The sequence below is a fragment of the Opitutia bacterium genome, from assembly GCA_016217545.1.
GTDB lineage: Bacteria > Verrucomicrobiota > Verrucomicrobiia > Opitutales > Opitutaceae > Didemnitutus.
In genome coordinates, this window is the sequence record JACRHT010000016.1 from 121297 (window position 1) to 138970 (window position 17674).

Sequence of the window (17674 nt, forward strand, 5' to 3'; positions counted from 1 at the left end):
TTCCGTAACCAACCGCCATGCCTGCCAGCCTTGCCTTACCTCCCGTCGAACCGGGCTCCGGCCGCGAAGAGCGTTGCCCGGTCCGCGATGTTCTCGACTGCATCGGAGACCGCTGGAGTCTGCTGACACTCAGCGCACTCGAGGGCGGCACGTTGCGCTTTACCGAGCTGAAGCGGGCGATCGGCGACATCTCGCAACGGATGCTCGCCCAGACCTTGCGGACGTTGGAGCGGGATGGCTACGTGACGCGCGAAGTATTTCCGACGATTCCTCCCCGGGTCGAATACACGCTCACCGAACTCGGGGAGTCGCTGCTGGCCCGGGTGAAACCGCTCGTGCGCTGGGCGACGGAGAACCACGCGCGTGTGCGAAAGGCGCGCAAGGCCTACGTGCCTCCCGCAGCCGTCACGGCGCTCTGACGCTATCGGGACGCGGCCGGCAGCGTTGCCAGGAGTTGTTCGAACGAGCGGCGGGCTTCCGCGTCGACGGCGAAGCGCGTGCCCATCCGCGCGATCGAGGCGGCAATGTCGTTGGCGCCGATGCTGGCGTAGAGTCGCGCGCCTTTGAGGACGAGCGCGCTGTCGCGGGGAAAGGCCTTCAGGCCCTCGTCGAGCACGGCGAGATTGTCCACCTTCGGCGCGGCGGCGCTGGCGGCCCAGGCATCGGCGGCGACGTGGTAGGTCTCGGCGATCAACGGCGTGTGCTGGCGCGCCTCGAACACCAGCCCGAGCACGGACGCCATTTGCGCCGCGTCGAGCTTTGTCCCGGCCGCGGGGTGGGCGAGAGCGGCGGCCAAGCGAGCGCGGGCCAGCGCAGCATACGGTGAGGGGCGATCGACGTGGGCGGCACAGGCGGCTTCCAGAAATTTCGCCGCGCGCTCGGCCTGCCCGGCGTGCGCTTCGGTGACGGCGAGGCCAGCGAGCAACGCCGGGGCGCGGCTGCCGCGTTGGTAGGCTTCGCGGTAGGTCGCGGCGGCGCGGTCGAGATTGCCGGCGAGGCGCTGGGCGTCGCCGAGGATGACGCCGATTTGCGCGGGACTGGCGTCGGCGAGCACGATGTCCTTCGCGTTGAGGCGGTCTTCCGGCTTGATGTCGTAGGTCTGGTATTTGTGGCGCACGTGCCGGATGTAGGCGCGGAGTTCTTCTTCCATCTGCGCGAAGCCGGTTTTGAAACACTCGCGGAAAAGCGATTCGCTCAACGGCTCGCGGCCGAGTCGGCCGACGAACTGGGCAATGGCGTCGCGGTAGCGGAGGTTCTCGCCGAAGAGGCAGAAGTGGACGAACAGGTAGGCCTGCTTGGCCCAGAGGTTGTTGCCGAGCGGGGAGCGGGCTTCGGGGGCGTCGGCGGTGATGGCGAAAAACTGCGCGAGCGGCATCAGCTTCCGGTGACGCAACACGACGTTGAACGGCTGCTCGCCGACCACCGCGGCGCCACTGGCGGACGGATCCGACTCATCGGCGCCGATGCTCTCGCCGCCGGTCGCACCGCCTTTGTAGGTGTCGATCTTCCCGTAAGTGAGCCAGCGGTCGGTCACCTCGGCATCCATCACGATTTGCGCCAGGCCCTCGGCCATCCAGGCGGGTGGGCGACTCGCGGTCTGAGTGAGGAGGGAGAAAATGTATTCGCGATAGAGCAGTTGCGCGTGATCGACATCGAGTTCGATGGAAGTCGCGCCGGTGGCGGCGAGCGCGGTGGCGTCGTCGATGAGCAGGCGATCGGCGGCGAGGTTGACGGCGATGGTGAGCGACTCGGCGTCGCGCAGGAGCCGGCTCGGTGGCGCGTCCTGTTTTGGCTCGGCGCTCGCTGGCAACAGAGAGGCGAACTCACCCTCACGCGCGCAAAGCACGAGGGTGGCGCTCGCGAGGGGTTTGGGCGGCGCGGGCCAGAGCAGCGTGAGGGCTTGCTGGAATTTCTGGAAATCCGCGATGAGCTTGCGCGTGCGTCCCTCGGTCGTGCTCGAAAGCACCTCGAAGCGCCCGATGCGGCCATAGTGCCACGGCGCCGCCTCGGGCAGCACGCGGCTGTCGGTGACGGTGAAGTCCGGCAGGTCGACGGTCTTGCCTTCGACCTTCACGTCATCGGCCGCGGAGGAATCGAGACCGAGGGCGACCGCGAGACCGAGAAGCAGCGTTGGCGCGAGAAGACGCCGGAACGAGAGAGGGGCGACGTTCATGGGTGAAAAGGCGACATCGGAGGAAATCGTCCCGGTTGGATTGGGGCAATCGGAACCTCGGATGAGCCGCTCTTTCCATGACGGTGTCCGTTGTCCAGGGTTTCAAACGTCGAGCAGTTGAAACCGCACGAAACCCTGAATCCTGAAAAACTCCACGCCATGTCCACGAACGCCGTCCACCTTCACCGCGTCCTGCGCGCCGCGCCGGAAAAAATCTATCGCGCCTTCATCGATGCCGATGCCATGTGCAAATGGTTGCCGCCATTCGGCTTCACCGCCCGCATGTTTCACTGCGACGCCAAGGTCGGCGGGACCTTCAAGATGGCGTTCACTAATTTCACGACGGGACAATCGCACTCGTTCGGCGGCACCTATCACGAACTCGTGCCCGGTCAGCGGATTCGCTACACGGACAAATTCGACGACCCAAATCTCCCGGGCGAAATGACGGTGACGATCGACTTGAAACCGGTGCTCTGCGGCACCGACGTGAGCATCGCGCAAACGGATATTCCGGAGGCGATCCCGGCTGAGATGTGCTATCTCGGTTGGCAGGAGTCGCTCCTCCAACTCGCGCAAGTGGTCGAGCCGGCCATCAAGCAGTGACCCGCGCACCGTCCGCCGACAAACGGAGCGCGGCTTCACGCGTTCCGTGCGATCGGCTTTGGAGCGGCACTCGCGATTGCGTCGCGGACCAAGGTCGTTGGCTGTCGCCGATGCGTGGCACTCGCGCGAGCTCACCGGCGAGTGCCGAGGACGTAGCGTTGCCGACCCAGGATCGCACCGGATCGGCAAGCGGCGGCGTGGAGATCAGGAGGACGCGACGGTGTATGCGCCGGGGAGCAGCGTGATCTCGACGTAGTTGGTGGAGCCGTTGGAGAAGAACATGTCGGGATCGCTTGAGCCCTGCAGGCGGTCCGTGAAGGCCATGTTGTAGGCGTTGGTCAGGCTCTGGAAATCGCTCGCGTAGTTGTTGTAGAAATTGGCGTTGCTCGGCTGGAGGTTGGAGCCGAACCACAGCGCCACGTCGGCCGTGGTGGGCTGGAGCGAGAGCAGGTAGAAGAACTGGCCGGTGGACAGTTGACCGATCGCGGTGTTGGCCAGCGCGCCGGTGTTCACGTCGAACACCGAGCCAGTGAGGTTGGCGGCGGTGCCGCTGCTTTGGGCCTGCGCGGCGACGGTGGTGGTGCAGGCGGCCCAGCCGAAGTTGAAGCCCGCGAGCAGATCGCCGACGATGCGTCCGCTCAGATCGTTCGCGATGCTGTTGTAGGGGTAGGCAGTCGGAGTGGGCTCGCTGGTCCAGTCGACAATGTAGGGCGGGTTGGCGCCGTAGATGCCGGTGGGCGCGTCGAGATCCTGATCCGTGAGGTAGATGCTGAAAGCACCCACGGTCGAGCCACTCCCCGAGAGAATGATGCCCGATACTCCGGCCAGCTGGGGAATGCGCGGGTTTGCCTTGTTGGGATTGAGATCGGAGACGGCGGTGGCGGTCATGCTATAGCTCTGCGCCGCGAGCCACTGGGAGGAGATGATCGAAGTGCCGGTGCTGCCCGCGAACCCGAACAGCGTGCCGGTGGGAACGCTGACGTTTTGATCCGAGGTGACATAGCTCGACACGTTGAGTGCGGTGACGTTCGCACGGAGGTTGTCGATGAGGCTGCCCGAGCCGGTCCAGCCGTGATACGGCGTCGCGCCACTGATCATCGACGCATCGTAGAGCGACGGCGAAAGGATGCGCGCCGTCTGGGAGATGGTGTAGGTGGTGCCGTTGGTGCTGGTCGCCGAACCGCTCGCCGCGACTTGCGTGCCGGTCGGGACATTGGAGTCGCTCGTCAGCGCGTTGAAGAGGGGCATGCCCGACGGACTGGTGAGGGGGTTGTTCGCCGGCGGGTTGGCGAGGGCGCCGGTCGTCGCGTTCTTGATCGCGATGGAGACCGGTATTCCGACGAAGTCGACGTAGGAGGCGTCGATGTTGGTGCTGCCGGTGGCGGGAGTGGGGAAGACGGACGGTTCGACGTAGGCGTAGACGGTGGAGAAATCCGGATCGTTCGGGTTCTGCGCTGCGGGTATCGTGGTCGAGTTGAGTTCGTTGATGAGGCTGAAATAGATCCGGCCGCCGGAGTAGCTGTTGAGCGTGAAATTGGCGACGGGATCGGGCAACGCAGGCAGCGCGAGCTGCGAGGTCATCTCCGCGAGGCTGTAGGATTGGCTCGAGGTTTGGCCGCCGTTGGCCAGCGGGACCGTGCCGGCGTAGTTCTGCGCCAGTGAGTTCGCCGCGATATTGGCGCCGAGAAACTTCACGTAGACGAGATCGTTGGGCACGCCGGTCTTGTTCACGACGACGAACTGGACGTTTTGCGGGGCCGCCGTTTCGAACTGGAACGTCACGCTCGGATTGTCCGGCGTCTTGCCAGTGGGGACGTTGACGCGCACGTCCCACGTGCCCGTGCTGGGCATCGAAGGGGTCGTGGCCGTCACCTGGGTATCGGAGGCGCTGATGACCTTGCCCTGAACCTTGCCGAAGATCACGGCCGTGGCGCCGGAAAGACCGGTGCCAGTGATCGTGATGAGGGTGCCGCCAGCGACGGGACCTGAAGTGGGTGAAACACCGGTGACGGTGGCGATAGTGGCGGAACTATTGGACATGGAGGCAGGGGGACGGAGTGACGGTTGATGGGAGCGCGAATTTCGCGTGCGCCCGTGTGCAGGCACCCTACATGCGCGAATCGCATGCAGAAGATGTCACGTCGCGTGAATTATTTCCCCCTGCGCGCGCAAATCGGCGATGAAAGGCGCGCTTGGCGAGCGAGCGAGCGCGCGCGCTCCCACTCGCCGGAACCATACTGCTGATTTTCCGGTGAGCGCGCGGCTCAGGCGAGGCTCACTTCTTCTCCATGCAATTGAACATCCACTTCACACCGAACTTGTCCGTGAGCGTGCCCCAGTAGGCGCCCCAGAACATCTCTTGCAGCGCCATCTCGACCTTGCCGCCGACCGCGAGCGCGGCGAAAAGCCGATCCGTTTCCGCACGCGTGTCGGGCTCGAGATTGATGCAGATGTTGTTCCCGATGTTCACGGTGAAGCCCATCGACGGCGGAGCGTCGGTGCCCATGAGCATGTGCCCGCCGATCGTCGGCAGGGCGACGTGCATCACGAGTTGTTTGTCGGCCTCGGCGAGCGCGGGTGCGCCCGGGCACGGAGGACCGTCGGTGAAGCGCATGATGGGACCGGCAAACTCGGTTTGGAAAACCGACTTGTAGAACGTGAACGCTGCTTCGGTTTCGCGGGCGAAGTTGAGGTAGGTGGAGACGCGGGCCATGGTGATGAGGTTGGTTAAGGACAGGCCGGAGGCTGAGGTGTCGCCGCGCGCGGCCGCGACAATTCATCGATGAACGCCCCGGAAAAGCCATGAATCATCAAGAAAATCGCGTTGTAGCGCGGCTGGCGAACCGCCGTCAGGCGTCGTTCCCTGGGACCGCGCGCGAGGCGGTCGGGGCCACACGGCCTAGCGGTGCGGCTCCGCCGAAGACAGCATGTCGCGCTCGGCTTCGGCAACGACTGGGTCGATCGAGTCGCTGGCCACGAACACCCGCCGGCGAATCACTCCCCGATGGTCGATCAGGTAAACAGTCGGCCAGCCTTTCACGTTCCACGCCTTGGAAATGTGGCTATCGTCGCCGTTCCAGAACGAGCGCCAGGTCATGTGCTCCTGCGCAATAGCGCGGCGCGCGCGATCCTTGTTCGAGTCGCTGTTCACGCCGACGATGGCGAACGGACGGCCTTGAAATTTCTCAACGAGAGCCCGTTCGCGCGGGACCGCAGCCATGCACGGTCCGCACCACGTGCCCCAGAAGACGAGCAGCACGACCTTGCCGCGATAGTCGCTCAGCTTGAATCGCGCACCGTCCAAATCCTCATCCGCAATCTCCGGCGCCGGCAGGCCGACGCGCAATGTGCGCAATTCGACGAGCTGGCTGGCGGCCTCCGCGCCGATCGTTTCGATGTATGCCGCGTCGAGAAGATAGGGCGCGTCCGCGTAGTCGCGTTGGACGGCTTCCATGGCCTCGACGGCGCGGCGCGCGCCTAGCGCTGCCGCCCCAGAATCGCCCGTGCGTTCCAACTCGTCGAAATCGTCCTTCCCGTAGTTCGCCAGCCCGAGTGCGGCTTGGGCCCGAACGTCCCGGCTCGGATTCTTGTCGATCGCGGCTTGGAAGAGCGCGACGACGGATCGCCGTCGCGGATCGTCCGACCAGAGCCGGTAGTGGGCAAGGTAGGCGAGGGAAGGGCCGATGTCCGGACGCGCGAGGTAGTCGGTGCGCAGAAGTTCGATGAGGCGCGCGCCCGAAGGATGATCGAGGGCTCCGCCGCTGCGCAGGGTCCACTCCACTGCCGCCACGCCATCGGGGAAATCGCGGCGGGCGGCCGCAAGCTCGATGGCCGCTTCGTTTAGTCGCTCGCGATCTTCGCGCGCTTGGGCGTAGAGCTTCGCCGCGGCGGCTTCACCGGCGGCGTTGTCGTCCAATCGAAACAGGGCGTGGAAAAGCGCGTTTTGCTGCCGGGCGTATTGTTCCTGGATGGAAGCCAGCGTGCCCGACGCGGGCTTGAGGTAACGCTTGATGGCGAGGCTTCGGAGCTTCGCCGGTTCGCGTCCCGCGACGATCAATCGATGCTCGCCGGCGGAGAGGGAAAAGAACTTCGGATCGAACTCGTCGTCATCGACGCCGCCTTTGCCGCGCCATGTGACCGGGCGTCGATCAAAGTCGTAGGTTTTTCGAATATCCCAAATCATCGTCGGGTCTTCCGGCGCGGCATCGAAATTGATGTAGAATGAGTTCGCGTCGCTGCTGGGTGCGTTCACCTCGGCTTCGATGAAATAGTCGCCGGCCTCCGGCAGGGTGACGACGAACACCGCAGTGCCGGACTGCGCCAGCGACGTTTTCTCGGGCTGCTGGAGCGCGCCGTCGATCCGCTGCATCGGAGCGGTGAGCTGGGCGTCGGCCGCGCGAAGGATAATTTCGTTCGCCGCTCGCGCGGCGACGTTCGACAGGCAGCCGGCGGCCAGGAGGAGAAGCAGCGCGCGCATGCCTCGAAAAATCACGCCCGGCGCGCGCGGGCGAGGCGGATTTGACGGTGCGCGTGCGACAGTTAACCTGCGGAAGTCGCCGTCGCGTGTGGCGCGGCGGCCTACGTTGTTGTCCCATGAAATCCCTGGTTGCCCGGTTGATCATTTTCGTCGCGGTGAGCGCGTCTGCGTTGCCTGCGGAAGCGCCGAGATTTTCGCCGCACGTCGTCCCGAACTCGGAGCTCCGGGCGTTGCCGACGAACGCGCACGGCCGCACCTACCAGTTGCACATCGGCCTGCCCGGCAGCTACCGCGAGCACCCGACGCGGCGCTACCCGGTCGTCTTCGTGACGGATGCCTACTGGGATTTTCAAAAGATCGACGCGATCCGCGGCTCGCTGGTCTACGACCGGGTGGCGCCCGAGTTCATCATCGTGGGACTCGGCTACGCGGGCGAGAAACTGGACTACGATCGCCTGCGCCGGTGGGAACTGTCGCCGGTGCCGCTGGGGCAGGGTGACGACGCCGCGGACTCGGGGCATGCTGCGGACTTTCTGCGCGTGCTCGAGAGCGAGATCATCCCCTTCGTCGAACGCGAGTATCGCACCGATCCGGCGCACCGGGTGTTGGCGGGCGCATCGATGGGCGGCCTCTTCGCCCTCTACGCGATGTATACGAAGCCCGAGCTGTTCACGGGCTACATTGCCGCGTCGCCGGCCGTGGTCTTCGGCGACGATTGGCTGCTGGGTTACGCGGACCGATTCGCCGCGACGAAGCGTCCGTTGCCCGTGCGCTTGTTCGTGAGCGGCGGCGGCGACGAGTCGCCCGGTTTCCTCGGCGGCGTCACCCGATTCAACGAACACCTCACCGCCCATCGTCCCGAGGGTCTCGCTTATCAGTTTCGAATAATCGAAGGCGCGCGACACTCGGGCATGCAATTCGAGTCCTACGTGCGCGGGCTGACCTTCGTCTTCGCACCACTGGCACCGGAGTCGGGGCCGAGTCGCTGAGCGGCATACGGTGCGGAGAAACGGAGTTGGAATTCGGTTGGTTCGCGCGCTTACCTGAGCGTGATCATGTCACTGCCGCGCACGGCCGGGCTTCTCCTGGTCATCATCTATCTCGGATTCGTGAGCCTCGGTTTGCCCGACGGAACGCTGGGCGTCGCGTGGCCTGCGGTCTATCCGGAGTTGGGTTTGCCGGTCGGTCTCGCGGGGGCGTTGATGTTTGTCGGCACCTTGATGACGGCGACCGCTGGATTCTCGAGTGGCTGGCTGATCGCGAAGTTTCGCACCGGTCCGGTGCTGCTGGTGAGTTGCCTGCTGACCTCCGGAGCGATGCTGCTGCTGTCGCAGGCGCACGGCGCGGCCCTGCTTTTCGGCGCCGCGATACCGCTCGGGCTCGGCGGAGGCGCGGTGGATGCGGGACTCAATGGTTACGTCGCGCGACACTACTCGGGGCGGCACATGAACTGGCTGCACGCGTGCTGGGGCATCGGGGCGACAACCGGACCGTTGCTGATGGGGCACGCGTTGGCCGCCGCACATGGCTGGCGCGCCGGATACCTGTTGATCGGGGCGATCCAAGGAGGATTGGCCGTGCTGTTCTTCGCGACGCTTGGACTCTGGGAGAAGGTGCCGGAGCATGCGGCCGACGCGCAGCGAACGGAAACGAGGAACGCTCCGACGCTCACGGCGTCATCGTTCGCGGGCTGGTTGTCGACGGTGATTTTCGCGCTCTACACCGGGGCGGAAGTTTGCATCGGGCTCTGGGCGGGCACGATTCTCGTCGCCAGCCGCGGACTCGCGCCGGAGCGCGCCGCACTGTGGGTGGCGTGCTATTACGGAGCGATCACGGGTGGGCGAATCCTCGTCGGGTTTGTGCACGGACGCTGGACGAATCGCGCGGCGGTGCGTGCGGGCACGTTGCTGGCGGCGGCGAGCGTGCTCGGTTTCGCGTTGGGCGGCGCGGGGCCGGTCGCAACGGTTTCGCTGGCGCTGCTGGGGCTCGGGTTCGCGCCGATCTATCCGGGGTTGATGCACGAGGTGCCGCGGCGTTTCGCGCCGGCAGCGGTGCAAACGGTCATTGGCCGGCAGTCGGGCGCGGGCGCGCTCGGTGCGGCGTTGTTTCCCGCGCTCGCCGGCGCGATCGCACAACGCGCGCTGGAAGGCATCGTCGTGCTCGTCGTCGCGTTGATCGTGGCGCTGGTGGGCGCCGCTTGGTGGCTGGATCGGCGGACGTGAATTCGGTGCAGCGTGTTTGCCGGCGATTGCCGGGTTGCACTGCGGGGGCGGGGCTGTTGCCTTCACGCGCATGTCGCCCACCCAGCAAGGGTCTTTTCGTCTGTTTCGCTTCCGAGGAATCGATGTCCACGTGCATTGGTCGTGGTTCATCGTCGCGATCTATTCCGTCTCGCAACGCGTGCCGGGTTACGAGTCGCCCGTGTGGGCGCTGTTCGAATACCTGATGCTCTTCGTGGTGGTGACGCTGCACGAGTTCGGCCACGCGCTGGCGTGCCGGCAGGTGGGTGGCAGCGCGAATCAGATCGTGCTGTGGCCGCTGGGCGGCGTGGCCTACGTGGCGCCGCCGCAACGGCCGGGGGCGACGCTGTGGAGCATCGCGGCCGGCCCTCTGGTCAACGTGGTCCTGTTGCCGGTGTTCATCGGCGCGGCGTGGGCCTGTGGTGCGGCCGGGTTGTTCGAGGCGATGCCGGACTTCGCGCGATTCATGCGTGCGCTCATCATCATGGATGTGAGCCTGCTGATCTTCAATGTGCTGCCGGTTTACCCGCTCGATGGCGGGCAAATCCTGCGCTCGCTGCTCTGGTATCCGCTCGGCCGGGCGCGCAGCCTGCAGATCGCGACCATCGTCGGACTTGTGGGCGGGGTGGCGCTCGCGGGCCTCGCGTTGTGGGATCGATCGATTTGGCTGGGGGTGCTCGCGTTCTACCTGTTGTCGCAATCGTGGCAGAGCTACAAGGCGGCGGGGGAGCTGGTGAAGTTCGAGCGACTGCCGCGGCGGCCGGAGTTCAAATGCCCGGTGTGCCACGCGTCGCCGCCGAGCGGGGCGCTGTGGCTGTGCGCCTCGTGTCGCGGCGCGTTCGATGCGTTCGCCACCGGCGGGGTTTGTCCGCACTGCCAAACGGAGCAGAAGGAGACCACGTGCCCGGATTGCCTGAGCGCGCGCCCGCACCGCTCGTGGGACGCGACGATCGTGGATGCGTAAGGTCGTCTTCTGCGAATGCCCTTTCTAGGGCAAATCTATAGTCGGTTTGGCTCCCAGCCGATCGTATAGATTCTCAACGTCGCGCAATTGGAGCACTGCTGCAGCGACGCTCATCTCGAACATCAAGTCTCCGAGGTGCCTGATGGCGCTCAGCAAAAAAGCCGGTTGAACACAGTTTGGCGGATGGCCTCGCGAAAATCTATGTCTGATGTTGCGCCACTCGACTTCCGTGTCGGCCTGAGTGAAGACGCCATTGTTGTGGATGCAATTCCTGACGTTGAACAAGATCGCCAAGAGTGGGATGTCGATGTGCGAGGACATCGACAGATTCTCTAGAACGTCCCTTCGTATTTGCCACCAGGCGATGGTGCTATTTTCCGCTGATCGATTCACCAGCAGCCGATGCAACGCTCTGAAATAATTCTCTGTGATCATAACTGCACTGAAAAACACTCCTCTCACCGTGAATGCCTGGAAATGGGAGGCATTTGCCATCAATTGAGCGTCGGTCCCGTCGGCATAATTCGGAAATCTTCTCCACCAAGAAGGATCCACGAGGTGCTCGGCGATGAGACGGAAACCAATCTCAAGATCATGGCAAGTGATCGCGAGATGATAGAGTGATTTTTCGCGCAGATCGCCTGGCGACGCCGTAGATGGCAGCCTACTCCTTACCCGCTGGCTGAGATTCGCCAGATAGTTGGTGAGAACCCCGGCTTCTCCTGCGATCTCGAGTAATCTGCGCTGGTCGAATGACTCGCCCATAAGGCTGTGTCGACGAATAGCTCCCGCACGACTCTAGGTTCAGTAGGACGGTTGCCAGCGGAATTCAGAGCTGCGCGAGGATGTCGTTGAAGGTCTTGCTCGGGCGGAGCGCGGCGGAAGCCTTCGCGTCGTCGGGCTGGTAGTAGCCACCGATTTCGGCGGGCTTGCCTTGGACGGCGAGGAGTTCTTTCACGATCGTCTCTTCCTGAGCGGCAAGTTCGGCGTAGATCGGCACGAACCAGCGATGCAGTTCCTCATCGACGTGCTGGCTCGCGAGCGCTTCGGCCCAGTAGAGCGCGAGGTAGAAGTGGCTGCCGCGGTTGTCGATCGTGCCGAGCTTGCGACCGGGCGACTTGTCGTTCTCGAGAAACTTGCCGTTGGCGGCGTCGAGCGTGTCGGCGAGGACCTTGGCCTTCTTGTGCGAGGCGACGATGCTCAGGTGCTCGAACGAAGCGGCGAGGGCGAAGAACTCGCCGAGGCTGTCCCAGCGCAGGTAGTTTTCCTGGGTGAATTGCTCGACGTGTTTCGGAGCGGAACCGCCAGCGCCGGTTTCGAAGAGGCCGCCGCCGTTCATGAGCGGAACGATCGAGAGCATCTTGGCGCTCGTGCCGACTTCGAGAATCGGGAACAGGTCCGTGAGATAATCGCGAAGGACGTTGCCGGTGACGCTGATCGTATCGAGGCCCTTGACGATGCGCTCGAGGGAGAACTTGCACGCCTCGGCGGGCGGGAGGATACGAAGGTCGAGACCGGTGAGGTCGTGGTTCTTGAGATACTTCTCGATCTTGGCGATAAGCTGGGCGTCGTGCGCGCGAGCTTGGTCGAGCCAGAAAACGGCGGGCGTGTTGCTGAGGCGCGCGCGCGAAACGGCGAGCTTCACCCAGTCTTGCACCGGAGCGTCCTTGGTCTGGCAAGCGCGCCAGATGTCGCCTTCGGCGACGGAGTGCTCAAGGAGGACGGTAGTTGTAGCCGGGGTCGTTGACCCCGGACCGGCCTCAGCGAGGCCGGCTACAGCGACGACGCGGATGGTGCCGGCGGCGGGGGCGACGAACGTTTTGTTGTGCGAGCCGTATTCCTCGGCGGCTTGGGCCATGAGGCCGACGTTCGGCACGGAGCCCATCGTCTTCGGGTCGAGCGCGCCGTTCTTTTTGCAGAAGTCGATCGTGGCGGCGTAGACGCCGGCGTAGGCGCTGTCGGGGATGACGCAGAGAGCGTCGGCGAGCTTGCCGGCGCGGTCATACATCTTGCCGCCGGCGCGGATCATCGCGGGCATCGAGGCGTCGATGATGACGTCGGACGGGACGTGGAGATTGGTGATGCCCTGGTCGGAGTTGACCATGGCGACCTGCGGGCCGGCGGCGTAGGCGGCGGCGATGTCGGATTCGATCGCGGCCTTCTTGTCGGCCGGGAGTTTGGCGAGTTTCTCGACGAGGTCGCCGAAGCCGTTGTTCAGGTCGACGCCGAGTTCGGCGAAGGTCGCGGCGTGTTTCGCGAGGAGATCCTTGAAGAACACGCGGACGCAGTGGCCGAAGAGGACGGGGTCGGAGACCTTCATCATCGTGGCCTTGAGGTGGAGCGAGAAGAGCACGCCGTCGGCCTTGGCCTTGGCGATCTGCTGTTCGTAGAACGACACGAGCGCGACCTTGCGCATGACAGTAGCATCGAGAATCTCGCCGGCTTTGAGGGCGAGCTTCGGCAGGAAAACCTTGACCGCACCGGGGTCAGCGACCCCGGCTACAGCGGCTGGGACGAACTCGATGCGCGCAGTCGTGGCCGCGGCGAGCGTGACGGACTTCTCATTGGCGAAGAAGTCGTCTTTGCCCATGGTGGCGACCGAGGTCTTGGAGTCGGGCGACCATTTGCCCATGGAGTGCGGGTGCTTCTTGGCGTAATCCTTCACGGCCTTCGGGGCGCGGCGGTCGGAGTTGCCTTCGCGGAGGACCGGATTGACGGCGGAGCCCTTCACCTTGTCGTAGCGCGCCTTGATGTCCTTCTCGGCGTCGGTCTTGGGCGTCTCGGGATAGTCGGGGACTTTGTAGCCGTGGGCTTGGAGTTCGGCGATGGCCTCTTTGAGCTGCGGGACCGAGGCGGAGATGTTCGGGAGCTTGATGATGTTCGCCTCGGGCTTGAGCGTGAGCGCGCCGAGTTCGGCGAGGTGGTCAGGTTGACGCTGCGCTTCGGTCAGAAACTCCGGGAAGACGGCGATGATGCGGCCGGCGACGGAGATGTCGCGCGTCTCGATAGCGATGTCGGCGTGCTTGGTGAACGCCTGCACGATCGGCAGCAGCGAGTAAGTGGCGAGCGCGGGCGCTTCGTCGGTCTTCGTGTAGATGATGGTCGGCTTCGGGGCGGACATGGTGGTGGAGAGAGGGACCGCCACGGTAGGCCGGCCAGCGCGAACCGGTCAAAGGCAAACCCCGGGCATACGGTGCTCAGAGGCAGCCGTGATAGTTTTCACGGCGGGGCGATAAGTGCGGCTGTTGCGCGAACGGAGCGGCGAGCGAGCGAAGGAGGGCGAGGGCTTCGCGTCCTCCGGCGTCGGGCAAACAAAAGGCCCGCGCGGTGAGGCGCGGGCCTTGCGAAGCGGAAGTGGGTTGGCGCGAAGGCGGGTGGCGGCGCGCCTTAGTTGATGTTTTCGCCGCGTTTGAGCTTTTCGATGTTCGTGGCGATGGCGGCGGCGTTGACGGTGTCGCCGGCGGGGATCTGCTTCTGCGCCTTGAGCAGGGCCTCGAGCGCGGCCGGATAGTTGCCGACGCCGCTGTAGCCGCGAGCCAAGCCGTAGTTCACCGGCCAGACATCCGGGAAGCGCTGGGCGTTATACTTGAAGACCTCGAGCGCGCGCTCGAACTGCTTCGCGCCGATGAGGCGGTGGCCGTATTGATGGATCAACTGCGCGGTGCCGAGCGGCAGGGCTTGGTCCATGGCCGCGGCGGCTTCGGCGTGACGGCCGAGCTTTTCCAGCACGATCGCCTTCTGCGAGAGACCCGCGAAGGAGACCTGACCGGTGCGCGGATCGACCGCGCGGTCGGCCCATTCGAGGGCGAGATTCAGATCGAGATTGTTTTGGACGAGGTAGTTCGAGGCGACGCTCCAAGCGCGATCGTCGAAACCGTTGCTGCCGGTCAGCTCGCGCTTGAGCGAGGCAACGACCACGGCGTCGGTGTCGACCGCGACGGGGATCGCGATGCGCTTCTTCTCCCAAAGCAGCGAGAGCACGGCGCCGGTTTTCGTGACGTCGGTGAACTCATAGGTGAGCAATTCGTGATGCGCGCCGCTGTCCTCCAACTTGCTGGGGACGCGCAGGGCGTCGTGTGCCGGGTCGTAGAAAAAGCTGCCCCACGCTTCGTGGTCGCGGGAGAAGACGACGGTCACGCCGCCATCGGCAGCGAGAATCATATGCAGCCCATAGGCGCCGGCGGCGAGCGGCTGGCCGGCGACGCGCACGTCGTGCTGGAAAGTGATGCTCGTGTTGATATCGGCGCCCGCGCGCCATGGGGCTTCGCGCGTCGTGCCGTAACCGAGATCGGCGAGGCCGTAGGGGACGAGTTTGCCCCAGACTTCGCGCTTGTTCACGGCAGGGCGGGCGTAGTCGACGCTGATGCGGGTGATGCCGACGGTTTGGGAAACACTGGCGCGCGAGCTAGCCGCGGGCAGCGTGAGGTTCTGGGCGAGGACCGGGGCGACGAGCGCCAGGCCGATCGACAGGAGGCGAGTTTTCATTTTTGGGGGAGTAAGGTGGAAGTGTGCGGAACCTCCGGCGCGCGAACATCGTGAAATCGACAACTCGCGACAGAAACGCGTCAGAAGGACCAATCGGCACGAAAAACCGTCCAACGGCAGGAGGCGCGTTTACTTCATGCTCCGATCGGAGCGACGGAGAGGAAGCGCAGCACGGGCGCGGCGGCGGCGCGGGACTCGGCGAGCGAGAGCGTGAAGGTGGCTTCCCAGTCGTTGGCGTCCTCGGCGTCGATGAGGACTTGGGCGATGGTCCAAGTGCCGTCGTCGTGCTCGTCGATGTGCGTGTTGAGTGCGGAGCGGCCTTCGGGATCGAGGCGGAAGCGCTCGCGGGCGTCGAAGTAGGCGGCGAAGGATTTCTCGATGCGGCGGGCTTCGGCGAGCGCGGTGAGGCCGGGGTCGGCGGCCCCGGCTACAGGGGCGATCGGCGCCAGGCGCGCGACGGCGGCTTCCCAATCGCGCGAGGCGACGTCTTGCAGGAAGCCGAGCACGTCGATGCGCACGGTGCGGCGAAACGCGGCGGCGTCGCGCGTGACGTCGAAGCTGGACGGACGCGCGGGCTTGTCGGCGGCGTCGGCGGCGACGAACTCGGGGTTGCGCAGGCGCTCCCATTCCTCGAGCAGCGACGAGTCGATGCCGCGGATGAGTTCGCGGAAATAGTCCTCCATCTCGATCACCGGCTCGGTCTTGAACGACTCGGGCACAGTCTGCGAAAGGACTTTGAAGGTCTGCATGAGGTGGCGCAGCAGCAGGCCCTCGCCGCGTTCGAGGCCGTAGTCGCGGATGTAGTCGGCGAAGGACATGTAGCGCTCGAACATCTCGCGCGCGATCGACTTCGGCCGCACGTTCTCCTGCTCCACCCACGGGTGCGCGGCGGCGAAGGCGTTGAAGGTGTCGTAGAGGAACTCGCGCTGCGGCTTCGGGTGCTCGGTGATCTCCTCGAGTTGGGCCATGCGCTCGTCGTAGGGGACGCCGGCGGCTTTGAGTTCGTTGAGCTTGGCGGTTTTCAGGCGGTCCACCTGCTTGCGGAGAATCTGGTCGGGGTCCTCGACGATGGCTTCGCAGAGCGTGAGGACGTTGAAAGGGTAGTCGGGGCTCTCGCGGTCGAGCAGCGGCAGCGTGTCGATGAGGTAGAGCGAGAGCGCTTGGTGAAGGGAGAAATCGTCCTGCAGCTCGACGTTCACGCGGAGCTTGCGGCCGGATGGCGGGCGCGCGTCGCGCGGGAGGATTTCGACGATCTTGCGGTCCACGAGCGCGCGGAAGAGCTGCCACGCGCGACGGCGCAACGCGTTTTTCTTCGTCGCGGTCTCGTGGCAGTCGCGGATGAGACGCTGCATCGCGCGGCAGCCGTCGGTGTCGCGGCCGAGCATGAGCAACAGCATCCCGTGCGAGACGCTGAAGCGCGATTGCAGCTCCTCGGACGGCGCGGTCATCAGGCGCTCGAAAGTCTTCGCGTCCCAACCGACGCTGCCTTCCGGCGCGGATTGCTTCACGAGTTTCTTTTTCTTCGCCGGGTCGGCGGCGGCTTTGGCCTCGGCCTGCTTGTTGGCGATGATGTGCTCGGGCGCCTGCACGACGACGTAGCCAGTGGTGTCGTAGCCCGCGCGACCGGCACGCCCGGCGACTTGGCGGAAGTCGCGCACGCTGAGGATCGCGGCCTTGCTGCCGTCGTATTTCCAGAGCTGGGTGAAGACGACGGTGCGGATCGGGACGTTGATGCCGACGCCGAGCGTGTCGGTGCCGCAGATGAGTTTGAGCAGGCCTTTCTGCGCGAGTTGTTCGACGAGGATGCGGTATTTCGGCAGCAGACCGGCGTGGTGGACGCCGATGCCGTGGCGCAGCCAGCGCTTCATGTCGCGGCCGTAGGGGCTGTTGAATTTCACGCGCTCCAACTCCGTCGCGAGGGCGGCCTTCTCGTCCTTCGTGCAGACGTTGAGGCTCATTAGCGCCTGCGCGGCTTCGCTCGCCGCGCGCTGAGTAAAGTGCACGAGGTAGATCGGCGCGCGATTCAACGCGAGGAGATCGCCGAGCTTTTCGGGCAACGGCGTTTCGGAATACTCGAAGGTCAACGGCACGGGCCGGCGATCGCTGCGCACGGTGAGCGACGGCGCGCCGGTGAGCTTCGTCATCTCCCTCTCGAAAAATTCCGTCGAGCCGAGCGTGGCCGACATGAGGAGGAAGCGCGCTTGCGGCAACGTGAGCAGCGGCACCTGCCAGGCGTAGCCGCGCTCGGCGTCCGAGTAGTAGTGGAACTCGTCCATGATCACCGCACCGATGGGCGCGCGGTCGCCGCGGGCGAGGGCGATGTTGGCGAGGATCTCGGCGGTGCAGCAGAGGACGGGAGCGTGCGGATTCACCGAGGCGTCGCCGGTCATCATGCCGACGTTTTCCGGGCCGAAGTCGCGGCACAGGGAAAGGAATTTCTCGTTCACCAACGCCTTGATCGGGCAGGTGTAGACGGACTGGCGACCGGCGCAGAGCTCCTTGAAATGCAGCGCGGCGGCGACGAGCGATTTGCCGGAGCCGGTCGGCGTGTTGAGGACGACGTTCTGGCCGTCGAAGAGCGCGAGGATCGCCTCCTCCTGCTCAGGATAGAGCGAGATGCCGCGCGCCGACATAGCGGCGAGGAAGCGCTCCAGCACGACGTCGGCCGCCGGGTGGCCGGGCAGTGGTGCGAGCGGAGCGGGGAGCGGCGAGGACATCGCGCGAGCACG

The 17674-nt window shown here is 65.1% G+C and carries 13 protein-coding genes; 5 read left to right on the top strand and 8 right to left on the bottom strand.

Going from position 1 to position 17674, the window contains the following annotated elements; all coding sequences use genetic code 11:
- Positions 1-17: 17 nt before the first annotated feature.
- Positions 18-419, top strand: a complete 402-nt coding sequence (locus HZA32_13110; GenBank protein MBI5425010.1) for a helix-turn-helix transcriptional regulator — start codon at positions 18-20, stop codon at positions 417-419.
- Between the two features lie 2 nt (positions 420-421).
- Here the strand turns inward: HZA32_13110 and HZA32_13115 are convergent, their stop codons facing one another.
- Positions 422-2173 (bottom strand): hypothetical protein, encoded by a 1752-nt coding sequence (locus HZA32_13115; GenBank protein ID MBI5425011.1) that lies wholly within the window; start codon positions 2171-2173, stop codon positions 422-424.
- Between the two features lie 159 nt (positions 2174-2332).
- Between HZA32_13115 and HZA32_13120 the strand changes: the two genes are divergently transcribed.
- Complete coding sequence (locus tag HZA32_13120; protein ID MBI5425012.1) at positions 2333-2779, top strand: SRPBCC family protein; 447 nt, start codon at positions 2333-2335, stop codon at positions 2777-2779.
- A gap of 204 nt (positions 2780-2983) precedes the next feature.
- Here HZA32_13120 and HZA32_13125 read toward each other — a convergent pair whose 3' ends face one another.
- From HZA32_13125 to HZA32_13135, 3 genes are all read right to left on the bottom strand, one after another.
- Positions 2984-4819 carry an IPT/TIG domain-containing protein gene (locus HZA32_13125; GenBank protein MBI5425013.1) on the bottom strand — a complete coding sequence of 612 codons (1836 nt, stop codon included), beginning with the start codon at positions 4817-4819 and terminating at the stop codon, positions 2984-2986.
- 235 nt (positions 4820-5054) lie between these two features.
- Positions 5055-5492, bottom strand: coding sequence for a VOC family protein (locus HZA32_13130; GenBank protein MBI5425014.1), 438 nt, complete (start codon positions 5490-5492; stop codon positions 5055-5057).
- A gap of 186 nt (positions 5493-5678) precedes the next feature.
- Entirely contained in the window at positions 5679-7256 is a 1578-nt protein-coding gene (locus HZA32_13135) for a TlpA family protein disulfide reductase (GenBank protein MBI5425015.1), read from the bottom strand.
- Positions 7257-7372: 116 nt separating this feature from the next.
- On the opposite strand from HZA32_13135, the gene HZA32_13140 reads away from it, so the two are divergent.
- The 3 genes from HZA32_13140 to HZA32_13150 all read left to right on the top strand — a co-directional run bounded on the left by HZA32_13140 (position 7373) and on the right by HZA32_13150 (position 10460).
- Positions 7373-8245 carry an alpha/beta hydrolase gene (locus tag HZA32_13140; protein ID MBI5425016.1) on the top strand — a complete coding sequence of 291 codons (873 nt, stop codon included), beginning with the start codon at positions 7373-7375 and terminating at the stop codon, positions 8243-8245.
- 66 nt (positions 8246-8311) lie between these two features.
- Positions 8312-9478: an MFS transporter gene (locus tag HZA32_13145; protein ID MBI5425017.1), complete on the top strand. Its 1167-nt coding sequence runs from the start codon at positions 8312-8314 to the stop codon at positions 9476-9478.
- Positions 9479-9548: 70 nt separating this feature from the next.
- On the top strand, positions 9549-10460 hold the full coding sequence (locus HZA32_13150) for a M50 family metallopeptidase (GenBank protein ID MBI5425018.1): 912 nt from the start codon (positions 9549-9551) through the stop codon (positions 10458-10460).
- 24 nt (positions 10461-10484) lie between these two features.
- Here the strand turns inward: HZA32_13150 and HZA32_13155 are convergent, their stop codons facing one another.
- The 4 genes from HZA32_13155 to HZA32_13170 all read right to left on the bottom strand — a co-directional run bounded on the left by HZA32_13155 (position 10485) and on the right by HZA32_13170 (position 17662).
- Complete coding sequence (locus HZA32_13155; GenBank protein ID MBI5425019.1) at positions 10485-11225, bottom strand: hypothetical protein; 741 nt, start codon at positions 11223-11225, stop codon at positions 10485-10487.
- Positions 11226-11289: 64 nt separating this feature from the next.
- Positions 11290-13581 (bottom strand): NADP-dependent isocitrate dehydrogenase, encoded by a 2292-nt coding sequence (locus HZA32_13160; GenBank protein MBI5425020.1) that lies wholly within the window; start codon positions 13579-13581, stop codon positions 11290-11292.
- Between the two features lie 266 nt (positions 13582-13847).
- Positions 13848-14945, bottom strand: coding sequence for a DUF2911 domain-containing protein (locus HZA32_13165; protein MBI5425021.1), 1098 nt, complete (start codon positions 14943-14945; stop codon positions 13848-13850).
- A gap of 134 nt (positions 14946-15079) precedes the next feature.
- Positions 15080-17662 carry a DUF3516 domain-containing protein gene (locus HZA32_13170; GenBank protein ID MBI5425022.1) on the bottom strand — a complete coding sequence of 861 codons (2583 nt, stop codon included), beginning with the start codon at positions 17660-17662 and terminating at the stop codon, positions 15080-15082.
- Between the last annotated feature and the right edge of the window lie 12 nt (positions 17663-17674).

Excerpts from the sequence above, each read along its gene's own strand:
- HZA32_13110 (MBI5425010.1), top strand. The coding sequence starts at position 18 with ATGCCTGCCAGCCTTGCCTTACCTCCCGTCGAACCGGGCTCCGGCCGC.
- HZA32_13115 (MBI5425011.1), bottom strand. The coding sequence starts at position 2,173 with ATGAACGTCGCCCCTCTCTCGTTCCGGCGTCTTCTCGCGCCAACGCTG.
- HZA32_13120 (MBI5425012.1), top strand. The coding sequence starts at position 2,333 with ATGTCCACGAACGCCGTCCACCTTCACCGCGTCCTGCGCGCCGCGCCG.
- HZA32_13125 (MBI5425013.1), bottom strand. The coding sequence starts at position 4,819 with ATGTCCAATAGTTCCGCCACTATCGCCACCGTCACCGGTGTTTCACCC.
- HZA32_13130 (MBI5425014.1), bottom strand. The coding sequence starts at position 5,492 with ATGGCCCGCGTCTCCACCTACCTCAACTTCGCCCGCGAAACCGAAGCA.
- HZA32_13135 (MBI5425015.1), bottom strand. The coding sequence starts at position 7,256 with ATGCGCGCGCTGCTTCTCCTCCTGGCCGCCGGCTGCCTGTCGAACGTC.
- HZA32_13140 (MBI5425016.1), top strand. The coding sequence starts at position 7,373 with ATGAAATCCCTGGTTGCCCGGTTGATCATTTTCGTCGCGGTGAGCGCG.
- HZA32_13145 (MBI5425017.1), top strand. The coding sequence starts at position 8,312 with ATGTCACTGCCGCGCACGGCCGGGCTTCTCCTGGTCATCATCTATCTC.
- HZA32_13150 (MBI5425018.1), top strand. The coding sequence starts at position 9,549 with ATGTCGCCCACCCAGCAAGGGTCTTTTCGTCTGTTTCGCTTCCGAGGA.
- HZA32_13155 (MBI5425019.1), bottom strand. The coding sequence starts at position 11,225 with ATGGGCGAGTCATTCGACCAGCGCAGATTACTCGAGATCGCAGGAGAA.
- HZA32_13160 (MBI5425020.1), bottom strand. The coding sequence starts at position 13,581 with ATGTCCGCCCCGAAGCCGACCATCATCTACACGAAGACCGACGAAGCG.
- HZA32_13165 (MBI5425021.1), bottom strand. The coding sequence starts at position 14,945 with ATGAAAACTCGCCTCCTGTCGATCGGCCTGGCGCTCGTCGCCCCGGTC.
- HZA32_13170 (MBI5425022.1), bottom strand. The coding sequence starts at position 17,662 with ATGTCCTCGCCGCTCCCCGCTCCGCTCGCACCACTGCCCGGCCACCCG.